The 18,604-nt window shown below is 41.1% G+C and carries 10 protein-coding genes; 9 read left to right on the top strand and 1 reads right to left on the bottom strand.

The genetic code is table 11. The features are described 5' to 3' along the window. Positions 1 to 18: 18 nt before the first annotated feature. Positions 19 to 7,197, bottom strand: coding sequence for a type I polyketide synthase (locus CYLST_RS05670; RefSeq protein WP_041233456.1), 7,179 nt, complete (start codon positions 7,195 to 7,197; stop codon positions 19 to 21). A 1,183-nt stretch (positions 7,198 to 8,380) separates the two neighbouring features. Between CYLST_RS05670 and CYLST_RS05665 the strand changes: the two genes are divergently transcribed. The 9 genes from CYLST_RS05665 (at position 8,381) to CYLST_RS05630 (ending at position 18,385) form a co-directional block, all read left to right on the top strand. Further along, positions 8,381 to 8,704 carry a hypothetical protein gene (locus CYLST_RS05665; RefSeq protein ID WP_015206751.1) on the top strand — a complete coding sequence of 108 codons (324 nt, stop codon included), beginning with the start codon at positions 8,381 to 8,383 and terminating at the stop codon, positions 8,702 to 8,704. A 2-nt stretch (positions 8,705 to 8,706) separates the two neighbouring features. Beyond that, positions 8,707 to 8,868 carry a hypothetical protein gene (locus CYLST_RS34200; protein ID WP_157162534.1) on the top strand — a complete coding sequence of 54 codons (162 nt, stop codon included), beginning with the start codon at positions 8,707 to 8,709 and terminating at the stop codon, positions 8,866 to 8,868. 65 nt (positions 8,869 to 8,933) lie between these two features. Continuing rightward, positions 8,934 to 10,130, top strand: coding sequence for an ABC exporter membrane fusion protein (locus tag CYLST_RS05660; RefSeq protein ID WP_041233455.1), 1,197 nt, complete (start codon positions 8,934 to 8,936; stop codon positions 10,128 to 10,130). A gap of 180 nt (positions 10,131 to 10,310) precedes the next feature. Then, the gene (devC, locus tag CYLST_RS05655; RefSeq protein WP_015206749.1) at positions 10,311 to 11,483 is read left to right on the top strand and encodes an ABC transporter permease DevC; all 1,173 of its coding nucleotides are present in this window, start codon (positions 10,311 to 10,313) and stop codon (positions 11,481 to 11,483) included. 24 nt (positions 11,484 to 11,507) lie between these two features. Then, positions 11,508 to 12,200 carry a DevA family ABC transporter ATP-binding protein gene (locus CYLST_RS05650; protein ID WP_015206748.1) on the top strand — a complete coding sequence of 231 codons (693 nt, stop codon included), beginning with the start codon at positions 11,508 to 11,510 and terminating at the stop codon, positions 12,198 to 12,200. Between the two features lie 1,103 nt (positions 12,201 to 13,303). Beyond that, on the top strand, positions 13,304 to 14,392 hold the full coding sequence (locus CYLST_RS05645) for a Gfo/Idh/MocA family oxidoreductase (protein WP_015206747.1): 1,089 nt from the start codon (positions 13,304 to 13,306) through the stop codon (positions 14,390 to 14,392). Positions 14,393 to 14,533: 141 nt separating this feature from the next. Then, a complete protein-coding gene (locus CYLST_RS05640) occupies positions 14,534 to 16,081 on the top strand; it encodes a GMC oxidoreductase (protein WP_015206746.1) in 1,548 nt (515 codons plus the stop codon). A gap of 50 nt (positions 16,082 to 16,131) precedes the next feature. Beyond that, positions 16,132 to 17,172 (top strand): methyltransferase, encoded by a 1,041-nt coding sequence (locus CYLST_RS05635; protein WP_015206745.1) that lies wholly within the window; start codon positions 16,132 to 16,134, stop codon positions 17,170 to 17,172. Positions 17,173 to 17,332: 160 nt separating this feature from the next. Further along, entirely contained in the window at positions 17,333 to 18,385 is a 1,053-nt protein-coding gene (locus CYLST_RS05630; RefSeq protein WP_015206744.1) for a methyltransferase, read from the top strand. Positions 18,386 to 18,604: the final 219 nt, after the last annotated feature.

Genomic DNA, 18,604 nt, shown 5'->3' with positions numbered 1-18,604 from the left:
AGTTTGTGTCTAATTTTTTCAGACTTGCTTAGGTAAAATTGTTCCCTTGGCTCCAATCATGCGGTTATATATTTTCCCTTGTTGATCGTGTGCAATAACATCAGCAACTACGGCTGATTCTGTTTTTGACTTGACTTCGCAAGAGACGTAAAAGGTTTCACCAAAGGGGATAGGAGCAAACTGTTCAAAAACTTTAATTTCTGAAGGTAAACAAACTTGTTGATAAAAATGTTGCGTCCAAATCCATAGTGAATGAACCTGAACATCTGCAATATATGGATTGAATGTTTGAGCTGGGAATTGTCCTTGTTGCTTTTCTCCTGGATTTGGCAATAAACATTCCATTGTCAATTTTCCTGGACTAGCGTTTAAGAGAGATTTGACGCCTTGGAAAGTCACTCCATGAAACAAGGTTCCTGCCCCACTTTGATAAAGCGATGTTATGGCGAGGAGGTTCTGATCTTGATTTAAATTCAGTTGTTCATAAGTAGGGGTGCTAGGAAGATTTCGTTTCAGCTTCACCTGGGCACTAAAATGGTATCGGGTCTTTTCTGCTGAATTTTTACTCCAAATTTTGGCTTCAAACTCTATTTCTTCGCCTTCAGTTTTAGTAATTTCTTGCAAGTCTAAACTGTATTCATTTGCCAGATTTTCATCAAAAACGATTCCTTTTAAAACCTTGTAGTTTGGACAAGAAAAAAATGTATAACCAGGATAGAGTTGTTCACAGGTGTTAGCAATCCATGTCAGGGCACAAGTTGCGGGAAGAACGGCATTACCAGCAATTACATGGTCTTGTAAAAATGGATTGGAGAAGGATGTTAATCGCCGCTGAATCCGAAAGGTTTTAAACTGATTGGCTAATACTTGTGGTGTGTATAACAGAGGACTACCAATCACTAATTGCACGATTTCTTGATTGCCGTGAGCTAGTTCATTAACTAACATTTGTGTTCCCACTTCAATGGGGATTGTTTCGATATTGCGCTCGGCAAAAGCTTTCTTTAATTCTGGTGATACCATGCCACTGTCCCAAGGGCCCCAATTAATTGCCACTACATGACAATCTGGATGGTTGAGCTTGATGAGATGGGCTGATTTGTTGAGTATTTCGTTGGCGATCGCATAATCAGATTGTCCCACGTTGCCGTAAAACCCAACCACAGAGGAAAACAAGACTAAATATTGCAGTTGGCTGGGGGGGACACAGTGCAGCAGGTTTTCTAAACCTTTGACTTTGGCGGCATAAACTGTTTCAAAATCCTGGACTGATTTTTTCTCAATCCGCTTATCGGCGAGATTCCCAGCGCCGTGAATGATTCCTGTGACTGCTCCAGTGCGCTTAACTACATCGGCTAGTTTCTCTTGGAGAGCGATCGCATCGCTAACATCCACACTCACATATTCCGCTTGTCCACCCGCTTGCTGAATCGCCTGGATAGTGTTTTGGATTTCCCGTTGGGAGGAAATAGCCTGAAACTTTTTCTGCACCATTACAGGTGTAGGCTTTTCGCCTTTAGCCAGGTAATCCTCCATAATCCGCTGTTTTAATTGGGCTTCAGTTTGCCAACCCTCAGCCCATACAGGTTCTGGCTCTGTACTAGAACGACCCAGCAGAATAAATTTAGATCGATATTGCTGCGCTAATTTGATCACGCACTGAGCGGTAATTCCTTTGCCACCGCCACTGACAAGAAATACTTGGGATTGAGGATTACTGATGGGTGATTGAGGATAGGTTTTTGGCGAAGAAGAAAGCGTTTCCGCCACCAAGGTGACACGTCCTCGTGAACTGTATCCCACTTCTGTAACCAAGCGATTGGGGTCGTAAAGTTCAGCGAGGATAGACTTTACTGCCGCTTGAGGCTCTAAATCTGGGCTTAAATCAAGCGATCGGCAAAATACATCTTCCCATTCCAAGTTTAAACTTTTGGTGAGTCCGAACAGTCCGGCGCTAATTGCCCCAAAGTTGGTTGTGCGACTTAGTCCAAACTGACCATCCAGACGAGCAACAGTCAGGAAACAACTGCGTCCTTGGGTAGCTGCTTGATTCAGCGGTTCTTTGAGATATTTAGCGATTAAAAAGACATGGCGCAGGATAGTTTTTTCTGTTTCCAGATAGCGGACACCAGGACTTGCATGATCCTGACTTCGGGGATTTAGATGAATGAATGCAGCGATGGGCTGCGCCCCGCCCGATGCGATCGCCCCGTGGTTTTTAGCGTTCGTCGAAGACGTGCCGGAGGCAATCGCTTCTAACTGTTGTTGTAAATGCTCCTCGCTCAAATTCGCCAGCACCACCCGACTGATTCCCTCAGCTAAAGGTAACTGTTGTCTAATCACCGAGAGAGGAAAGCTTAAAACAACAGTTTTCCAACCCCTTGCTGTTAAAGCTGCTGCTAATTCCCCAGTGGTGGGGGTACCATCATCAGTCACTAAAGCAATATGCTGCTCAGGTAAAGTGAAATCCAAAATATCCGGTTCCGGCAGCGCTTTCAGTCTCACCGGACTGCGGCGAATCTGGTGATTGCTCTCAAATTCCTGGTTGGGAAGAAAGGTAAAATCCGGCGTCTCTACTGTAATTTGGATTTTTTTTTCACCCACCTCTGCCTGCTGTTGCATATAATCAACAATTTGGCCGAGAGTACGCAGTTGAGCTAATTCTTCTGGATTCGGCTTGGGTAAATTGGGGTATAGCTCCAGCAACCCCCCCAGAATTTCCACCCGCTTAATCGAATCAATCCCCAAATCTGCTTCAATATCCATCGACAGATCTAGCATCTCTGTTGGGTAGCCAGTCTTATCACTGACAACAGTGAGCAAGACTTGACTGAGGTCACTGGGGATAGCTTGAGTAATGTGTACTGAGTCCTGAGTGCCGAGTTCTGAGTCCTGAGTCCTGAGTCCTGAGTCCTGAGTCCTGAGTCCTGAGTCCTGAGTGCCGAGTTCTGAGTCCTGAGTGCTGAGTTCTGAGTTCTGAGTCTTGAGTGCTGAGTTTGTTGGTACAGGTGAGTTTTCTGGAACCAGAGTCTGCATATACTCAACAATTTGTCCGAGGGTACGCAGTTGAGCCAGTTCTTCTGGATTCGGTCTGGGTAAATCGGGGTATATTTCTAGCAAACCTCCCAAAATTTCCACCCGCTTAATCGAATCAATCCCCAAATCTGCCTCAATATCCATCGACAGATCTAGCATCTCTGTTGGGTAGCCAGTCTTATCACTCACGACAGTGAGCAGAGTTTGACTTAGGGTAGCTTGATCAATAGTTATTGGGATTGTAGGAGTTACCGTGATGGTTGCAGTGCGATTCTCCTTAGGCAAAATCAGATCTTGGAGATGATTTACACCATTAATTGTGACTGGTGGCTCAAAGTTGCTCACAGTCAAGGTTGGCGTCGGTACCAAAACCGGACTATCTGCAAAATTAACCACCTGTGAGCGTGGGGGAATCACAGCAGCGGTGGAGCTTGTCACCAGAACCGGACTATCTTGATGGTTGACAACCGGTAGGACATGGTGTTGAGCCACATCTGCGGGACGCAACAGGTGATAATGTTGCTGGATTAATTGGAAGTAGTTATTCGTGTAGTCGTGCTGATAGTTGAGATATCGCTCATGGATGCGGAGAGTGTCAGCTTGATGATCATGAAACCGCATGATGCTACGCTCAGAACTGGAAATTGCCAGTTGCTGAGTTTGCGCCTGTTGTTCAGTGATTTGACCATTTCCCAAAAATGAATGCTGCTGCTGCATCAATTGGAGAAAAGTTTTGGTATATTCCGTCTGATGCTGCAAAGATTGTTCATGGACATTTAAGATGTCGCGTTGTTGGCGACTGAACTCAGTTAAGGACAACTCTAAGCTGTCTATAACTCGTTCGTAACCCAACGCCTGGATCTCAATTTTGTCTGATTTCCCATTTTGCAAAGACTTGATGTTACCGTTGGCTGCTTTCTCCGGTTGACGGGGAGATGGTGGCGGGTAATCGGGGATGGAGTGGTTGATTGGTGTTAGTTGCAAGTCCACTTGATACCCATTTTGTGGTGATTTAGCAGTACCGTTGAGTACTTTTTCCGGCTGGCGGGGAGATTTCGGCGCTTCCTTGGGGATAGAATGGTTCAGTGGTGCTGATTTCAAATCCACTCTTATTCCATTGTTGAGAGCTTTTTCAAAAGACTGTTTTGTTTTCTCAGAAACATAGTTGGTGCTGTTCAACCGCACATTCAACAGTTTATGTTTGGGAACTTCGGGGATTTTGTGCTCAACTTGGTAAGGGTCTAAGTTGCTTAAAGGTATACCAGCAACGCGCAACTGCACAACTGCTTCTCGCAGAGTGCGGTCGTCCCCGACGCGCGGTTGGCGATCGCTTCGGGCGGGGCGTAGCCCATCGCTATTTTTGGTAGGATTGCCATTCAAGGCCACAGCTAAATGCGGTTTATCTTTGAGGATATCCTTAACCAAATTGGTGAGAATATTCTTTGGGCCAAATTCAATAAAGCAATAACCACCTTCAGCATAAATATTTTCGATTTCCTGCCGAAACAACACCTGATTTTGCAAATGTTCTTTGAGGATTTTTTGCATCGCTAGCGGCTCAGTCGGGTAACTCCCGCCAGTGACATTGGTGTAAACCGGAACTTTAGCCGGATTGAAAGTAACTTTTTCAATAGCTTGGGCAAAGGGTTTCTGAGCATGAGCCACCAGTGGAGTGTGAAAAGCCGCTGAAACTCCTAACCGAACAGCAGAGAACCCTTGAGTTTTTAGAACCTCCTGCACTTGGGAGATGGACTCACTCGTCCCAGCCAGTACCACCTGATGCTGAGAATTCCAGTTAGCAACAGTGACTTTGGGGAAATTCTTGATCAGTTCTACCACTTGCAAGACGTCCCCACTCACCGCCAACATTGCACCCGCATCAAACTGAGGATCTTTTGGCGTAGCCATAGCTTGTCCCCTGGCTTTCACCAAGAAAAAGTAATCAGCCTCACTCAAAACACCACCAGCCCACAAAGCTGTCAGTTCGCCAAAGCTATGACCGGCAACAAAATCCGGCTTCAAGCCAGCCTGTTGCAATATCTTGTACAAACCAGCACTTAAAGCCCCAATTGCTGGTTGTGCATATTCCGTCAGTTGCAAAGCTTCTGTCTGGGCAGTCTTCGCCACCGAATCAAACACAGGAGGCGGGAAAACCACCTCAGAGATAGGCTGCAAATTATCTTCAGACAACAGGCTATCCATTTGTGCAAAGTTCTGCCGCAAGTCAGGAAAGTTCATCACCAGTTCCCGACCCATTTCTAGGTATTGAGAGCCTTGCCCAGAAAATAGAGCCACCACTTTAGCCTGAGTTGCCATCCCCCTTTGGCGATAATAAATTTTTTGGGGATGTTCCCAAGATTCTACTTGTGGCTTCTTTGTCAACCAGTCAATGCTGATTTGCAAAAATTCACTAGCCTGACTCAGAGAATCAGCGACAAACCCCAATCTGGCATTTGTCACCGGAATTTCTAGAGATTGACAAGCCGCAATCAGTTCTGTGTAATGCCGCTCTCCCGCATCAGATTGCCATTGCCGTTGTATCTCTTGACAACGCGACAACAACTGCCCCGGCGTAGCCGCAAATAGTAACACCTGTTGGGGACTAGCGTGTAAACGATAGGGGCGACTGTGTTCGTTTTCGTATTCTTCTAGAACAACGTGATAATTTGTGCCACCAAAGCCAAAGGAACTCACCCCCGCACGTCTTGGCTGGTGATTGGGGCGAATCCAAGGTCTAGTTTCTGTATTTAAATAAAATGGGGAAGTTTCAATTTTGAGTTTGGGATGCGGTTTGGTGATGTTAATCGTCGGTGGCAATACTTTGTGATGCAGAGACAAAGCAGCTTTAATCAAACTCGCCGCACCCGCAGCCGCTTTTGTGTGTCCGATTTGGGATTTGACAGTACCCAGAGCAATATATTGCTTTCTGGGATTATTTTCGCCAAAGACTTCGTTAATCGATGCGAATTCTGCTGGATCTCCCACCATCGTGCCAGTACCGTGGGCTTCAATCAAACCAACACTGGCAGGCGAAAAGCCCGCATCTTCATAAGCACGACGCAGCGCTCTGACTTGACCTTCAGGGCGTGGCGCATAGATGCTTTTATAGCGACCATCACTAGAAGTGCCAATACCTTTAATAACAGCATAAATTCTGTCATTGTCTCGTTGGGCATCTTCCAGGCGCTTGAGTACCAACATGCCCACACCTTCACCGAGCATCATCCCATCGGAATCCACATCAAAAGGTTTGACATTCTCGTTTTGGGAAACAGCAGGGGTTTTGCTGAAACACATATAGGCAAGAATCGAGTTGTCGGTGTCAACTCCACCGGTCAGCATCATGTCAGCTCGATGCTCAACTAACTCACTAATTGCCATTCTCAAAGCACCCAATGAACTGGCACAGGCAGCATCCACTACACAGTTCATTCCCCCGAAATCCAGACGATTGGCAATGCGTCCCGAAATCACATTAGCGAGCATACCGGGGAAGGCGTTCTCGTCCCACTGCACATATGAATTTTTGAGTTTCTCGATAATTTTTTGCGTATCCTCAGCAGATACGCCACTACCTCTGAGAACTTTTTCCCAAACCGGATACTGTAATCGGGTACCTAGGGGAACTGCCAACTGCCTGCCAATTGCTACCCCTAAAACTACTCCAGTACTTTGGTGATTAAAATGTCGGGATTCTCCGTAACCAGCATCTTCCATCGCTGATTTAGCCACAACCAAACCTAGTAGCTGGGAAATATCTGTGACTTCTAAGAGATTGGGAGGTAGCCCAAATTCCATCGGATTAAAATCGATGTCTGGGATAAATCCACCCCGTTTGCAGTAGGTTTTATCAGGTGCTTTAGGATTAGGATCATAGTAATCTTCTATACTCCACCGGGAAGGAGGAACATCAGTAATACAATCAACTTTCTGAATAATTTTTTCCCAGTATTCCTGTAAATTTTTGGATTGTGGGAATATAGAAGCCATCCCGATAATAGCAACATTAGTTTGTTGCAATTGTGTATTTATTTTGCTGGTTAGCATGGAGGTTTGAGACATATCTTTTTTCGACTTTATAAGCTTGAGCAGAGCCTTTTCACAATCGCTCGTTTCGTTTTGCAATTGTGCCAAGACAGCTTCAATCCTAGAAGCAGCCATCACTATATATTCACTATCATGCTCGGGCAAATTGGAAATGTGGAGATATTGATTTTCTCTCCAACCTAGGAAACTGAAAATCCATTTTTGAAAGAACAATTTTTCAGAAATCCGATAATTTAGAAATTGCTAGCTTGTGGGCAGCAATATAAATCGTTGGTTGGCTTAATTCAGATAGATGCTTATATGCAGAAACTTTATCCTACTTTTGATCATTAAATCAAATCGCCACTTGCGTTGATATTAGAATAAGTGCCTCTCGATGGCAACAGATATGCAACTTATATGCAACGATATGGCCTCCGATAATAAGTATCTCATTCAGCAAAATAAAACTTGGTAAAGTCGCATATAAATTTTATGGGTTCTGGAATACAACCACGAAAACTTATAACTTCAGTTCATTTTCCAAGTTACTGAAAATCAAACTAAACAATTTCTCTTTTTGCTCGGATAGGCTTTAGCTATAAGTAGATGATCTTCATGAGCTTAGGTATTTATTAAGACTAGTGGGCTGTCACATCCAAATAGAAGTGTGCGAGAAACTAAGTTGATCAGACTCATTAAATCTACTCTGACATCCTAGTGGGATAAATACCAGTGAAAATAGCTTTAGTGAAGTATCCGTACTAACAATCAGTTTTTTCATCTATTCTAGATCTATCCAAAAGTTGATATTTTTAGCAACTATCCTTTACATATATCAATTAGTCAATTGCTTACAAAAATTTCCTCTCTCAAAAGAATGGTTTTAAAAAGAGTGTAATTTTGGTAACTAGTAAATATGTCTAAAGGATGAAAAAAGTGCTCGCCCAGGCACTAAATTACTGATTTAGACATCATAAATAACATCGGGAAATCAACCCAATTAAAAAACTGTCAATTCTCGCAACCTACAAGCAATATTTATATAGCTAGATCAAAAATTATTTATTAGTAAATATGTTGCATATAGGTTGCAATTGAGTTTTAATCAGTTTATTGTGTGTGATTGAATGACGTCACTATATACTGTTCGTTTAGTCAAGTAGGAGAGGAAATAGATAAATTTACCTTGTTATCTCATCACTCTATCTGCTGTTAAGCGTACAGTATGACAATGCAAATTAGTGCAATTAAACCGTATTGCGTGTAGCTTTCTGCATGATTGGACTTACACGAAACTACAAAAGGGCTTGCTGGCATGAGACTATCTGAGTTAGATCCACTCATCCCGCTAACTGAGTTAAGAGAAGAACTGCTCAAGTTACCAAAAGGCTACTCTTTTTATGAGGAAGAACTGGTAGATTTTCTATCGCGGCGAAGATGGCCTGAGAGTAATCGTCGCATTGACCGGACGACTTTCTGGCGGTGGCGAAATGATAACGGAATTGAGCATCAAAAAGTGTTTAGCCGATTGGACATCCTCAAACTCTGCCAAATTTGTGACCACTACCGAGTAGATGGCACACGTAGCGAATACTTAGCGATCGTCAAAAAGAAAAAAGAGGTAGTGCTAAACAAGTAAAGATGTCCCTTTTTAGATGCATACAATCACCAATCGCTTTACTGACATCTGATGCGGCTAACCGATTGGTAACTAATGAGTGTGCGATCGCGCCATCCATCCTCCCAGCTTTACCTTTGCCAAATGGTGACAAGTATTCTAGCTGCTTACTGCATACCAGTTAAATGCAAGAGTTGCGTAGACGCAGAGTGGCTTGTCGTCAGAGATCGCTAACTGAGAAGACATGATTATGGTATATAAAGAAAAGCAGTCATTCACAAAACCTGTAGGTTGGTGGTCGATAATTTTGGCAATTTCTACGGCTGTAGCTACTGGTGCAATATCACTCTACAGCCTTTCACGATTTCGTTTAACGAATAGCGTACAACCTGAAATTACCCCAAGTAATTCTCCTACCATGACTGCTGTTGCAGCCTTAGGACGTTTAGAACCTCAAGGGGAAGTTATTCGTCTGTCTGCTCCCGATTCCCAAGGAGGGGGTGTTCGAGTTGCCAAACTCCTAATCAACAAAGGCGAAAAAGTGCAACGGGGGCAAGTGATAGCAATTCTTGACAGTTACGATTCCCGTTTTGCAGCCTTAGAAAAAGCCCATAGGCAAGTCCAAGTCGCCCAAGCTAGTCTCTATAAGGTAGAAGCAGGAGCTAAAGACGGTGACATCTATGCACAAGAAGCGACAATTGCTAATCTAGAAGCAGAGTTACGTGGGCAAATTTACTCACAAGAGGCGACAATTGCTCGTATAGATGCAGAGTGGCGTAATGCCGAAACCGAGAATCGAAGATATCAAAAGTTATACCGAGATGGTGCCGTTTCCGCTTCCGATGCAGATACTAAACGTTTGCGCGTGGATACTGTTCAACAGCAAATGAGGGAAGCTAAAGCTTCACTCACCCGAACAGTCGAAACTTTACAAAAGCGGTTAAATGAGGCTAAAGCTAGGCTTGTGAGTATAGCTGAAGTCCGCCCTACCGATGTGCAAGCAGCACAAGCCGATGTCGAGAGTGCAAAAGCTTCAGTTAAACAGGCTGAGGCTGACCTAGATTTAAGTTCTGTCCGTTCTCCGATAAATGGCCAAGTCCTGAAAATTAATGCTTGGCCCGGAGAAATGATCGGTAGCCAGGGAATAGCTGAATTAGGTCGCACACAGCAGATGTTTGTAGTAGCAGAAGTCTATGAAACTGACATCAAAAAAGTGCGTTTAGGTCAGTCGGCTAAGATTACTGGCGATGCTTTTTCAGGGGAAATACGGGGAACCGTCACAGATATTGGTTTGCGAGTTGGCAAACAGAATATCTTTACTACTAATCCAGGAGCAGATACGGATAATAAAATTATCGATGTCAAAATTCGCATCGATAACTTATCAGATAACCAACGAATTTCAGGGCTGACTGACTTACAAGTACAGGTACTCATTCAGATATAAATCCCCTGGATAATAAAAATCAGGCAAAAAAAAATTGAAACATATCAATACTTGGGCAAGAGATGCTCATTAACTATTATTAAGATTTTAGGCTAAAGTCTCTTTGATTGCACTTATTACTTAGCAACCAGCACTTTTAAGACAATTCTAATATAGATTCGATTCACAAAGGTTTTACAAATGTTTCGCAATATACCTCTAGCTTGGCTACAACTAGCTAGACAAAAAATTCGCTTTTTAGTCGCTTTGGCTGGGATTGCTTTTGTTGCCGTGCTGATGTTTATGCAAATCGGCTTTCAAGAAGCCCTTTATGCCAGTGCTACACAATTGCATAAAAATCTCCAAGGAGACTTATTTATAATTAGTGCTCAATATCAATCTTTGACCTCAAATCAAAGTTTTTCTCGTAGTCGTTTATATCAAACATTAGGTTTTGATGGAGTAGAATCAATCAGCCCTTTATATGTACAATTTGCCAAGCTGAAAAATATGATTAATGGTCATAAATATCCCATATATATACTTGGTTTCGCCCCAGTTAAATCAATTTTTTTAATGCCAGAAATTCAGCAAGACTTTAAGCTGCTGCAAATTCCCAACCAAGTTTTATTTGACAGTGCTTCTCGACCAGAGTTTGGACCAATTGCTCAAGATTTTAAGCAAAATAAACCTGTGAGCTTGGAAATATTTAGCTATTCTGGCTTAGTAGGCTACAAAGTTAAAATTAGCGGCTTATTTAGTCTTGGACCTTCCTTTGGGGTTGATGGAAATTTAATTGTTAGTTCGTCAACTTTTCTGCGGATATTCCAAGATCGTCAGCCACAAAAAATTGATATAGGTTTAATTAACCTCAAATCAGGTGCCGATCCCCAAAAAGTATTAGCAAATTTGTCAGCCAAGTTACCTAAAGATGTAATAGTTATGAACCGCCAAAGCTTTATTGAGTTTGAAAAAAGCTATTGGACTCTCAGGACACCTATTGGATTTGTGTTTAACCTGATGGTAATTATGGGATTTGTTGTTGGTGTAATTGTTGTCTATCAAATTCTTTATAGTAATATTTCTTCTCACTTAGCTGAATATGCAACCCTAAAAGCAATGGGCTTTAAAAATAAATACCTCTTAGGTATAGTTTTTCAACAAGCTCTAATCTTAGCAGCTTTAGGTTATATTCCAGGTTTTGCTATAGCTCTCGGACTGTATGACATAGCAAAAAATGCTACTAAATTACCAGTTGTCATGGATATAAACAAAGCATTAATCGTATTATTTTCTGCAATATTGATGTGTTTGATCTCTGGGTTTTTATCAACAAATAAATTGCGAAATGTAGACCCAGCAGAAATTTTCTAATTATTGCATACCAAATTAAGGAAAATGAGTCAAACCAATTTTATTGTAGATGTTAAAAATCTCAATCAATACTTTGGTAAAACAGCCTTACGTACCCAGACATTATTTGACATTAATTTGGCTATTAAGTCTGGAGAAATTATGATTATGACTGGACCTTCAGGTTCAGGAAAAACAACTTTACTAACTCTGATTGGTGGTTTACGTTCTGTCCAAGAAGGCAGTCTTAAATTTCTAGGACAAGAGCTTTGTGGAGCTAGTAATGAGAAATTAGTCAAAGTACGTCGCCAGATAGGCTATATTTTTCAAGCTCATAACTTGCTAGATTTTTTAACAGCTAGACAAAATGTTCAAATGTCGCTGGAACTACACAAAGATATTCCTGAACGAGAAGCTCGTATTCAATCAGAAGCTATACTCCAGGCTGTTAAATTGGGTAATCGAGTTAATTACTACCCATCTGATCTCTCAGGAGGTCAAAAACAACGAGTAGCCATCGCCCGTGCTTTAGTTAGCCATCCCAAATTGGTCTTAGCTGATGAACCTACCGCAGCCTTAGATAGTAAGTCAGGTCGAGATGTTGTTAATCTCATGCAACAACTAACTAAAGAGCAGAATTGCGCTATCTTAATAGTCACTCATGACAACCGAATTTTAGATATTGCAGATCGCATAATTCATATGGAAGATGGTCGGCTAATCAAAGAAGTTTCGTGACAGAGCAAACAGCGGCAAACTCGGCTTTTTGCTGCTCATTTTATTTTTCATCATGACAAATATTTAGTATTTTTAACCCATTTATCAGTCCATCAAAGAAATTAATTTTTTTTCCTCTGTAGAGTTTCCCTCTTTCGTCTTAATATTGAGCGAAACTTCGGCAGTTAGAGGATGTTTTAAAAGGGTATTTTGCTCTCATTGTGAACACAGCAAAGTATCTCAGTACCTGGCTGAAACCTTGATTTTTCATTGCTGTTGACCCAATTCAGAACTGCAAAATTATACCTTCCATGACTTTTAAAACAACCTCTTAGGAATCTGATTTTATTTCGGAAAAATTAGGGTAGTTGAAAACTTGCATAACGGAGCTTAAAACCTCAGTATACTTAAGTAAGTTTCCAGACGGATTCCTATGTTCTAAGTTTGCACTGCACAAATCAGCCGTAAATCTCAGTATTATACTTAGCTGTAAAAGGTTTAGCAACAATTCTCTTCAGTTAAAGACCTCTTTTCATTGGGAAGTTGAGGTGTCAACCATTGCTTTCCCAGCCAAGATAAAATGTATTCCCAATAACAAATAATTGCTCTACCACTTTTTAGTATAAATGTCAATTTATTAGCCTTAAACACTTATCTATAAAGGAAATATTTGCTCCTCAAATAGTTTTTGCAACACAAGTATTTTTCTGTTGCCAGAATTTTATATTGCTCACTTCACTGCCAGTGCTTTTAACCTGCCATCACAGCTACTACTAAAAAGTAGTGAAAATTCTGTTGACTTATATGAAAATTATGTGTGAGTATAATGAAGTTAATATTTATAAGGTTAAGTATCTTAAGTACTTAGATCATAGCCACTACTAATCAGGTTTTTCAGTTCTTTGCTCTGAAATTGCATCGGAATGTGTTGTTGTGCTGTGTTCCAATGCAAAGATTACCAACGTAAAATATAGTACTTTTGTTGCGCGATGACAAAAGTGCAGATACCCGTGTGATTTAGGGGAATTCTATATTGTGAATGCCCACTTATTGTCTTGACTACTACTTTTCAGAGCATTATTTGTTCAATTTTGTGAACCTTTGTAAGAATCAGATCATCAAGTATGCCAGAAATTACATGTGTCAGAGTAGGATATGGAAGCGTTGCTCAAATACACGAAAGAAAGATGCAAGAGTGCGGTGTGAAAACTGTTGCAATTGTTGAAACCAATGAGCAAAAAGCATTGCAGGCAAAAAACAACGGATTTACAGTTTTTAATTCCTGCTTAGAAGCCGCAAAATTTAACCCGACTTTTTGGGATGTTTGTGTTAGCACTGATCAACACTTTAAAATCATTCAAAACATCATAAAATTCGCACCACAAGCAAATATTCTCGTAGAAAAGCCTATCTGCTTATTTTCGCAAATTCCCAGATTAATCAAAATTTTGGCAAATTTTCCGGGGAAAATCACGGTAAATGAGAATTATGCATCTTCAACCATCAAAGATATGGTGGAAAAAATTGCCTTTAAAGATTTGCAAATTCATCCCCAAAAAATAGTTGTAGAATTTACCAAAAATCGAGAGTTAGATTTTACTAGAGGTCGATTCATCGACAACGAACTAGGAGCACTAGGCTATGAAGGTTCTCATATGGTAACGCTGATCTCTGAACTGCTTGAAGAATTTATCCCCCATAACATTTTACAAACCACTTTTAGCGATTTTATATTCAGATCTTCTCAGCAGTGTTTAGATAATCAAGGCAGCGCTTATATTCAGTATAAAACACCTTCTGGAGTAGAAATAGAACTATATACTTCGATGATGGGCAAAATAAAATACAGCTATCCTTTATTTTCGATAAAGGATATTCAGTATGAAGACCAAGATAGTAAATACAGACTTCTCGCTTTATATGGTGTTGACTCTCACAATGATCAATATTGTATTGTGGGTTTTTTAGAGCCAATACACTTTTTCAATCGCTGTTATGGGGCAATTTATGTGGCCAAAAATAATAAAATAGAAAAAATAATCGCTCCTCTTTGCGATGACACGATGATCCTCCATTTTCAGAAAGTATTAAGATATTTTCAACAAGGGGAAGCCGAGAATCCTTACCCAATTGAGAAGGGGATTAAAGTCGTGGAAATATTGCACAATTTAACTTACAAAATGAGTTTTTCTAAATCCCTTATTGCCAGTTAAGCCTAAGTAAAACATATTGGCTTAGGTCTGAGGCGTAAGCTCTACAAAATGTCTGGTAACTACTCACAGATTTAACTTACATACTTATCTCTCAGCGAATTTAATTGACAAATTTACTGCAACTTTGCACCATAAAACCTCATGCCACAAGTAAATCATTTTGACGTAATTATCATTGGTACAGGTGCTGGCGGTGGGACACTTGCTTATACATTGGCTCCTTTGGGTAAGCGTATACTACTGCTAGAGCAAGGTGGATACTTACCACGAGAAAAAGATAATTGGGATACCCATGCTGTTTTTCTTGAAAAGAAATACAAGTCTCAAGAAACTTGGTATGACGAGACAGGGAAGTCCCATCGTTCACCTACTAACTATTGCGTTGGTGGCAACACTAAGTTTTACGGTTCAACCTTAATGCGCTTTCGTACCGCAGATTTTGGAAAAAATATACATTACGACGGTATTTCCCCAGCTTGGCCGCTTAGTTATGCAGACTTTGAACCTTACTATACCGAAGCCGAGTATCTCTATCACGTACATGGGCAGCGTGGTATTGATCCTACAGAACCACCTGCAACTGCACCTTATCGTTACCCGATGGTGAATCACGAACCTCGTATTCAGCAACTTTTTGATGATTTTTGCCAGCTAGGCTATCAACCATTCCCTTTACCATTGGGAATAATGCTTGACGAAGCAGATTTACAAAACAGCAATTGTATTCGCTGCAATACATGTGGTGGATTTCCCTGTTTATTAGAAGCTAAAGCTGATGCTCATACTGTTTGCATACGACCAGCACTTAAGAATCCTAATGTTAAACTTATTACTCATGCACGGGTACAGCGGTTAGAAACCAGTGCTTCTGGTCGCGAAGTGAGCAAAATTTGTGTTGAACGCAACGGCATTTTGGAGGAATACTCAGCTGATATTATAGTGGTTGCTTGTGGTGCTATCAACTCAGCTGCATTGTTGTTGCGATCGCTAAACGATAAACATCCTCACGGTTTAGCTAACGGTTCGGGTGTCGTCGGTCGGCACTATATGCGGCACACAAATTCTTCTTTTATTGCCATTTCTCTAGAACCCAATCCCACAGTGTTTCAAAAAACCTTTGGGTTAAATGACTTTTACTTTGGAACTGAAGATTGGAAATACCCGATGGGAAATATTCAGTTGCTTGGTAAGTCAACTCCAGAGTTGCTTGCCGCTGAATTATTACCTTCAGCGCCAGAAATTACTAAAGATACGATTGCCAAAAATGGCATTGATTTCTGCCTGATCTCAGAAGATTTACCAGACCCAGATAATCGGGTAACTTTAAATAGCAAAGGTGAGATAACTCTGAGATATACTAGCAACAATTTATCTGCACATAAACATCTAATTAACAAGTTCGAGGAGATGTTAAGCCAACTTGGTTGTGCAGATTATTTACTGCCTTCTTCATTGTATGTTGGTAACAATGTTTCTATTGCTGGTATCAACCATCAATGCGGCACAATCCGTTTTGGGGAAGATCCCCAAAATTCATCGCTGGATATTAACTGCAAAGCACATGAGCTAGATAATCTTTATGTGGTTGACGGCAGTTTTTTTGTCTCCAGCGCGGCAGTTAATCCGGCACTAACTATCATTGCAAATGCACTGCGTGTTGGAAACCATTTAAAAGAACGGCTGAGATAATCACCAATATCCGTACACATCCAGAAAAGTCCTTTACTACTTACATTGCTATGGTTGCCTCAGAAGATAGACCAACATCTCTTCCTGTCAAGCTGGCTTCTTTGGATATGCTGAATTTAATCACTAGCTATCGAGTAACGCAAACAATTCATGTTGCTGCCAAGCTGGGAATAGCCGATTTACTCAAAGATGGGCCAAAGCGAAGTCAAGAATTAGCTGATGACACCGCAACCGATGCTTCTGCTCTCTACCGACTTCTCCGGGCCCTTGCCAGTATTGGAGTTTTTCAAGAAGTTGAACATGATTTATTCGAGCTAACAGCTTTAGGTGAATCGCTACGCAGCGATGTTCCTGGTTCGATGCGTGCTTGGGCGATTATGGTAGGTGGAGAGCATCATTGGCAACCCTGGGGACACTTACTGCACAGCGTACAAACGGGTAAACCTGCATTTGACCACGTCTTTGGTATGGGACCGTTTGAGTACTATAAGCAGAAGCCGGCAGCAGGTCAGATTTTCCAGGAAGCTTTAGGTGGTCTTACCCAAATTGTTAATTCCCAAATCCTGGCTAGCTATGATTTTTCATCAATTCAAAAACTTGTTGATATTGGTGGTGGACATGGCAGTTTACTCAGTGGAATACTCCAGGCAAACCCAGAAATGCTAGGGGTACTTTTCGACCAAAAATCAGTGATTGATCAAGCTGCTGCACTCTTGGAAGATAAAGGTGTCTACAGTAGATGCGAACTGGTTGCAGGTGATTTCTTCGCTTCAGTCTCCAAAGGAGGAGACGCTTACATCCTCAAGCATATTATTCATGATTGGGATGATGAAAGATCGGTTAAAATTCTAAAAAATTGCTATGAAGCTATGTCTGGGGATAGCAAGCTGCTAGTCGTTGAGATGGTGATTCCTTCTGGAAATACGCCTTTTTATGGCAAATTTCTTGATATCGAAATGCTAGTTGGATATTCGGGAAAAGAACGTACTGCCGATGAATATCAAAACCTATTCGCCCAAGCTGGTTTTAAGCTAACACAGATTTTTGGCACACAAGCTTTGGTGAGTGTGATTGAAGGTGTTCGTGCTTAGTTTCGCTTAACTTCTGGTTGATTAAGTTAATTTAAAGGCATGTTGTTGAATCATTGATTTTACCAGCAAAACCTGGTGGATGATTTGATTTATATTTCATCGCATTGCCTCTTAATATTTACTTGCTCAATTACCTCTAAACAAAATTGAGAGAAATAAAATGACTCAACAAATCAATAAATCTCTATTTGACGTTATTCAGCAACCACAAACAGATGGCAAACAAGTTTGGGATGTAATCATTGGTTTACATGCTTATCCAACAATCCTAGTTGCTCATGAGCTAAAACTGTTTCCGCTTCTAGCTGAGAATCCCCGGACTATAGAGGATATTTGTCAAAGCCTCAACCTGCAAATTCGGGCAATTAGTGCAGTTTTATCTATATGTACGTCCTTGGGCTTGGTTCAATTTAAAGAAAACTATTATGCTCTCACCACTGTAGCTCGCGAGTACTTGCTGGAAACCAGCCCCACCTCTTTTTGTGGGTATTTCAATTTGATGATTGCTAATGCAGATTCATACTCTTATGCGGGAATAAAAAAGTCAATTTTGACAGACGCAACACAGGTTTATAATGGCGAAGATGTCTTTGAAGTTCATGAACAAAAAGATGAAATAGCACGGACTTTTACACGCGCAATGCATTCTGCTAGTATTTCCGCTTCCCTTGCTTGGCCTGAAACTATAAACCTTTCTGGCTATAGAGAGATGCTGGACGTTGCTGGTGGTTCTGGTGCTCATTGTATTGGTGCAACTTTAAAGTGTCCCAGTTTAAAAGCTATTGTTTTTGACTTAGCACCTATCTGCCAAATAGCACAAGAATTTATTAATAAACATGGATTGCAAGGTCGTATTAGTACTCATGTTGGCAATATGTGGAACGACCCCTTCCCTTCAGTTGATTTACATTTTTATTCCCTGATATACCATGATTGGACACCAGAGCAATGCCGCTTTCTAACAAAAAAAAGCTTTGACAGTTTAGAGCCTGGTGGTCGCTTGATTATTCATGAATGGCTGTTTAATAATGAGCGGACAGAACCACTTTCGACAGCAGCATATAACCTGATGATGCTCCTTTGGTGTGCTGGAGGGCAGCAATATTCTGGTTTAGAATTATCTACTATGCTGGCAGAGGTTGGTTTTGTTGATATTCAAGTTAAAGCAACTTTTGGCTATTGGAGTATTGTTACTGGTCAAAAGCCAAAATAAGTTTTTGGGTTGTGTTGCCAAAACTAGCGCTGGTCTGAAATTTTGGCAATCCAACAGGCTTAACTAGCACACCTCGAAATAAATAATACTAATTTCGTTAATTGTTTTCCCCTCGGAGTTTTTCTCAGGAGGGGACTTTACAATAGACCTAACTCTATTGGCATCATGAAGGTTACAAAATTTAGTACAAAAGAGATATACAATTATAATGAAAGCTTC

Origin of the sequence: Cylindrospermum stagnale PCC 7417 (genome assembly GCF_000317535.1) — a bacterium.
Classification (GTDB): Bacteria; Cyanobacteriota; Cyanobacteriia; order Cyanobacteriales; family Nostocaceae; genus Cylindrospermum; species Cylindrospermum stagnale.
This window is presented reverse-complemented; position numbering and strand designations above follow the sequence as displayed.

Excerpts from the sequence above, each read along its gene's own strand:
- CYLST_RS34200 (WP_157162534.1), top strand. The coding sequence starts at position 8,707 with ATGTCCCTTTTTAGATGCATACAATCACCAATCGCTTTACTGACATCT.
- CYLST_RS05630 (WP_015206744.1), top strand. The coding sequence starts at position 17,333 with ATGACTCAACAAATCAATAAATCTCTATTTGACGTTATTCAGCAACCA.
- CYLST_RS05645 (WP_015206747.1), top strand. The coding sequence starts at position 13,304 with ATGCCAGAAATTACATGTGTCAGAGTAGGATATGGAAGCGTTGCTCAA.
- CYLST_RS05670 (WP_041233456.1), bottom strand. The coding sequence starts at position 7,197 with ATGGCTGCTTCTAGGATTGAAGCTGTCTTGGCACAATTGCAAAACGAA.
- devC (WP_015206749.1), top strand. The coding sequence starts at position 10,311 with ATGTTTCGCAATATACCTCTAGCTTGGCTACAACTAGCTAGACAAAAA.
- CYLST_RS05650 (WP_015206748.1), top strand. The coding sequence starts at position 11,508 with ATGAGTCAAACCAATTTTATTGTAGATGTTAAAAATCTCAATCAATAC.
- CYLST_RS05665 (WP_015206751.1), top strand. The coding sequence starts at position 8,381 with ATGAGACTATCTGAGTTAGATCCACTCATCCCGCTAACTGAGTTAAGA.
- CYLST_RS05660 (WP_041233455.1), top strand. The coding sequence starts at position 8,934 with ATGGTATATAAAGAAAAGCAGTCATTCACAAAACCTGTAGGTTGGTGG.
- CYLST_RS05640 (WP_015206746.1), top strand. The coding sequence starts at position 14,534 with ATGCCACAAGTAAATCATTTTGACGTAATTATCATTGGTACAGGTGCT.
- CYLST_RS05635 (WP_015206745.1), top strand. The coding sequence starts at position 16,132 with ATGGTTGCCTCAGAAGATAGACCAACATCTCTTCCTGTCAAGCTGGCT.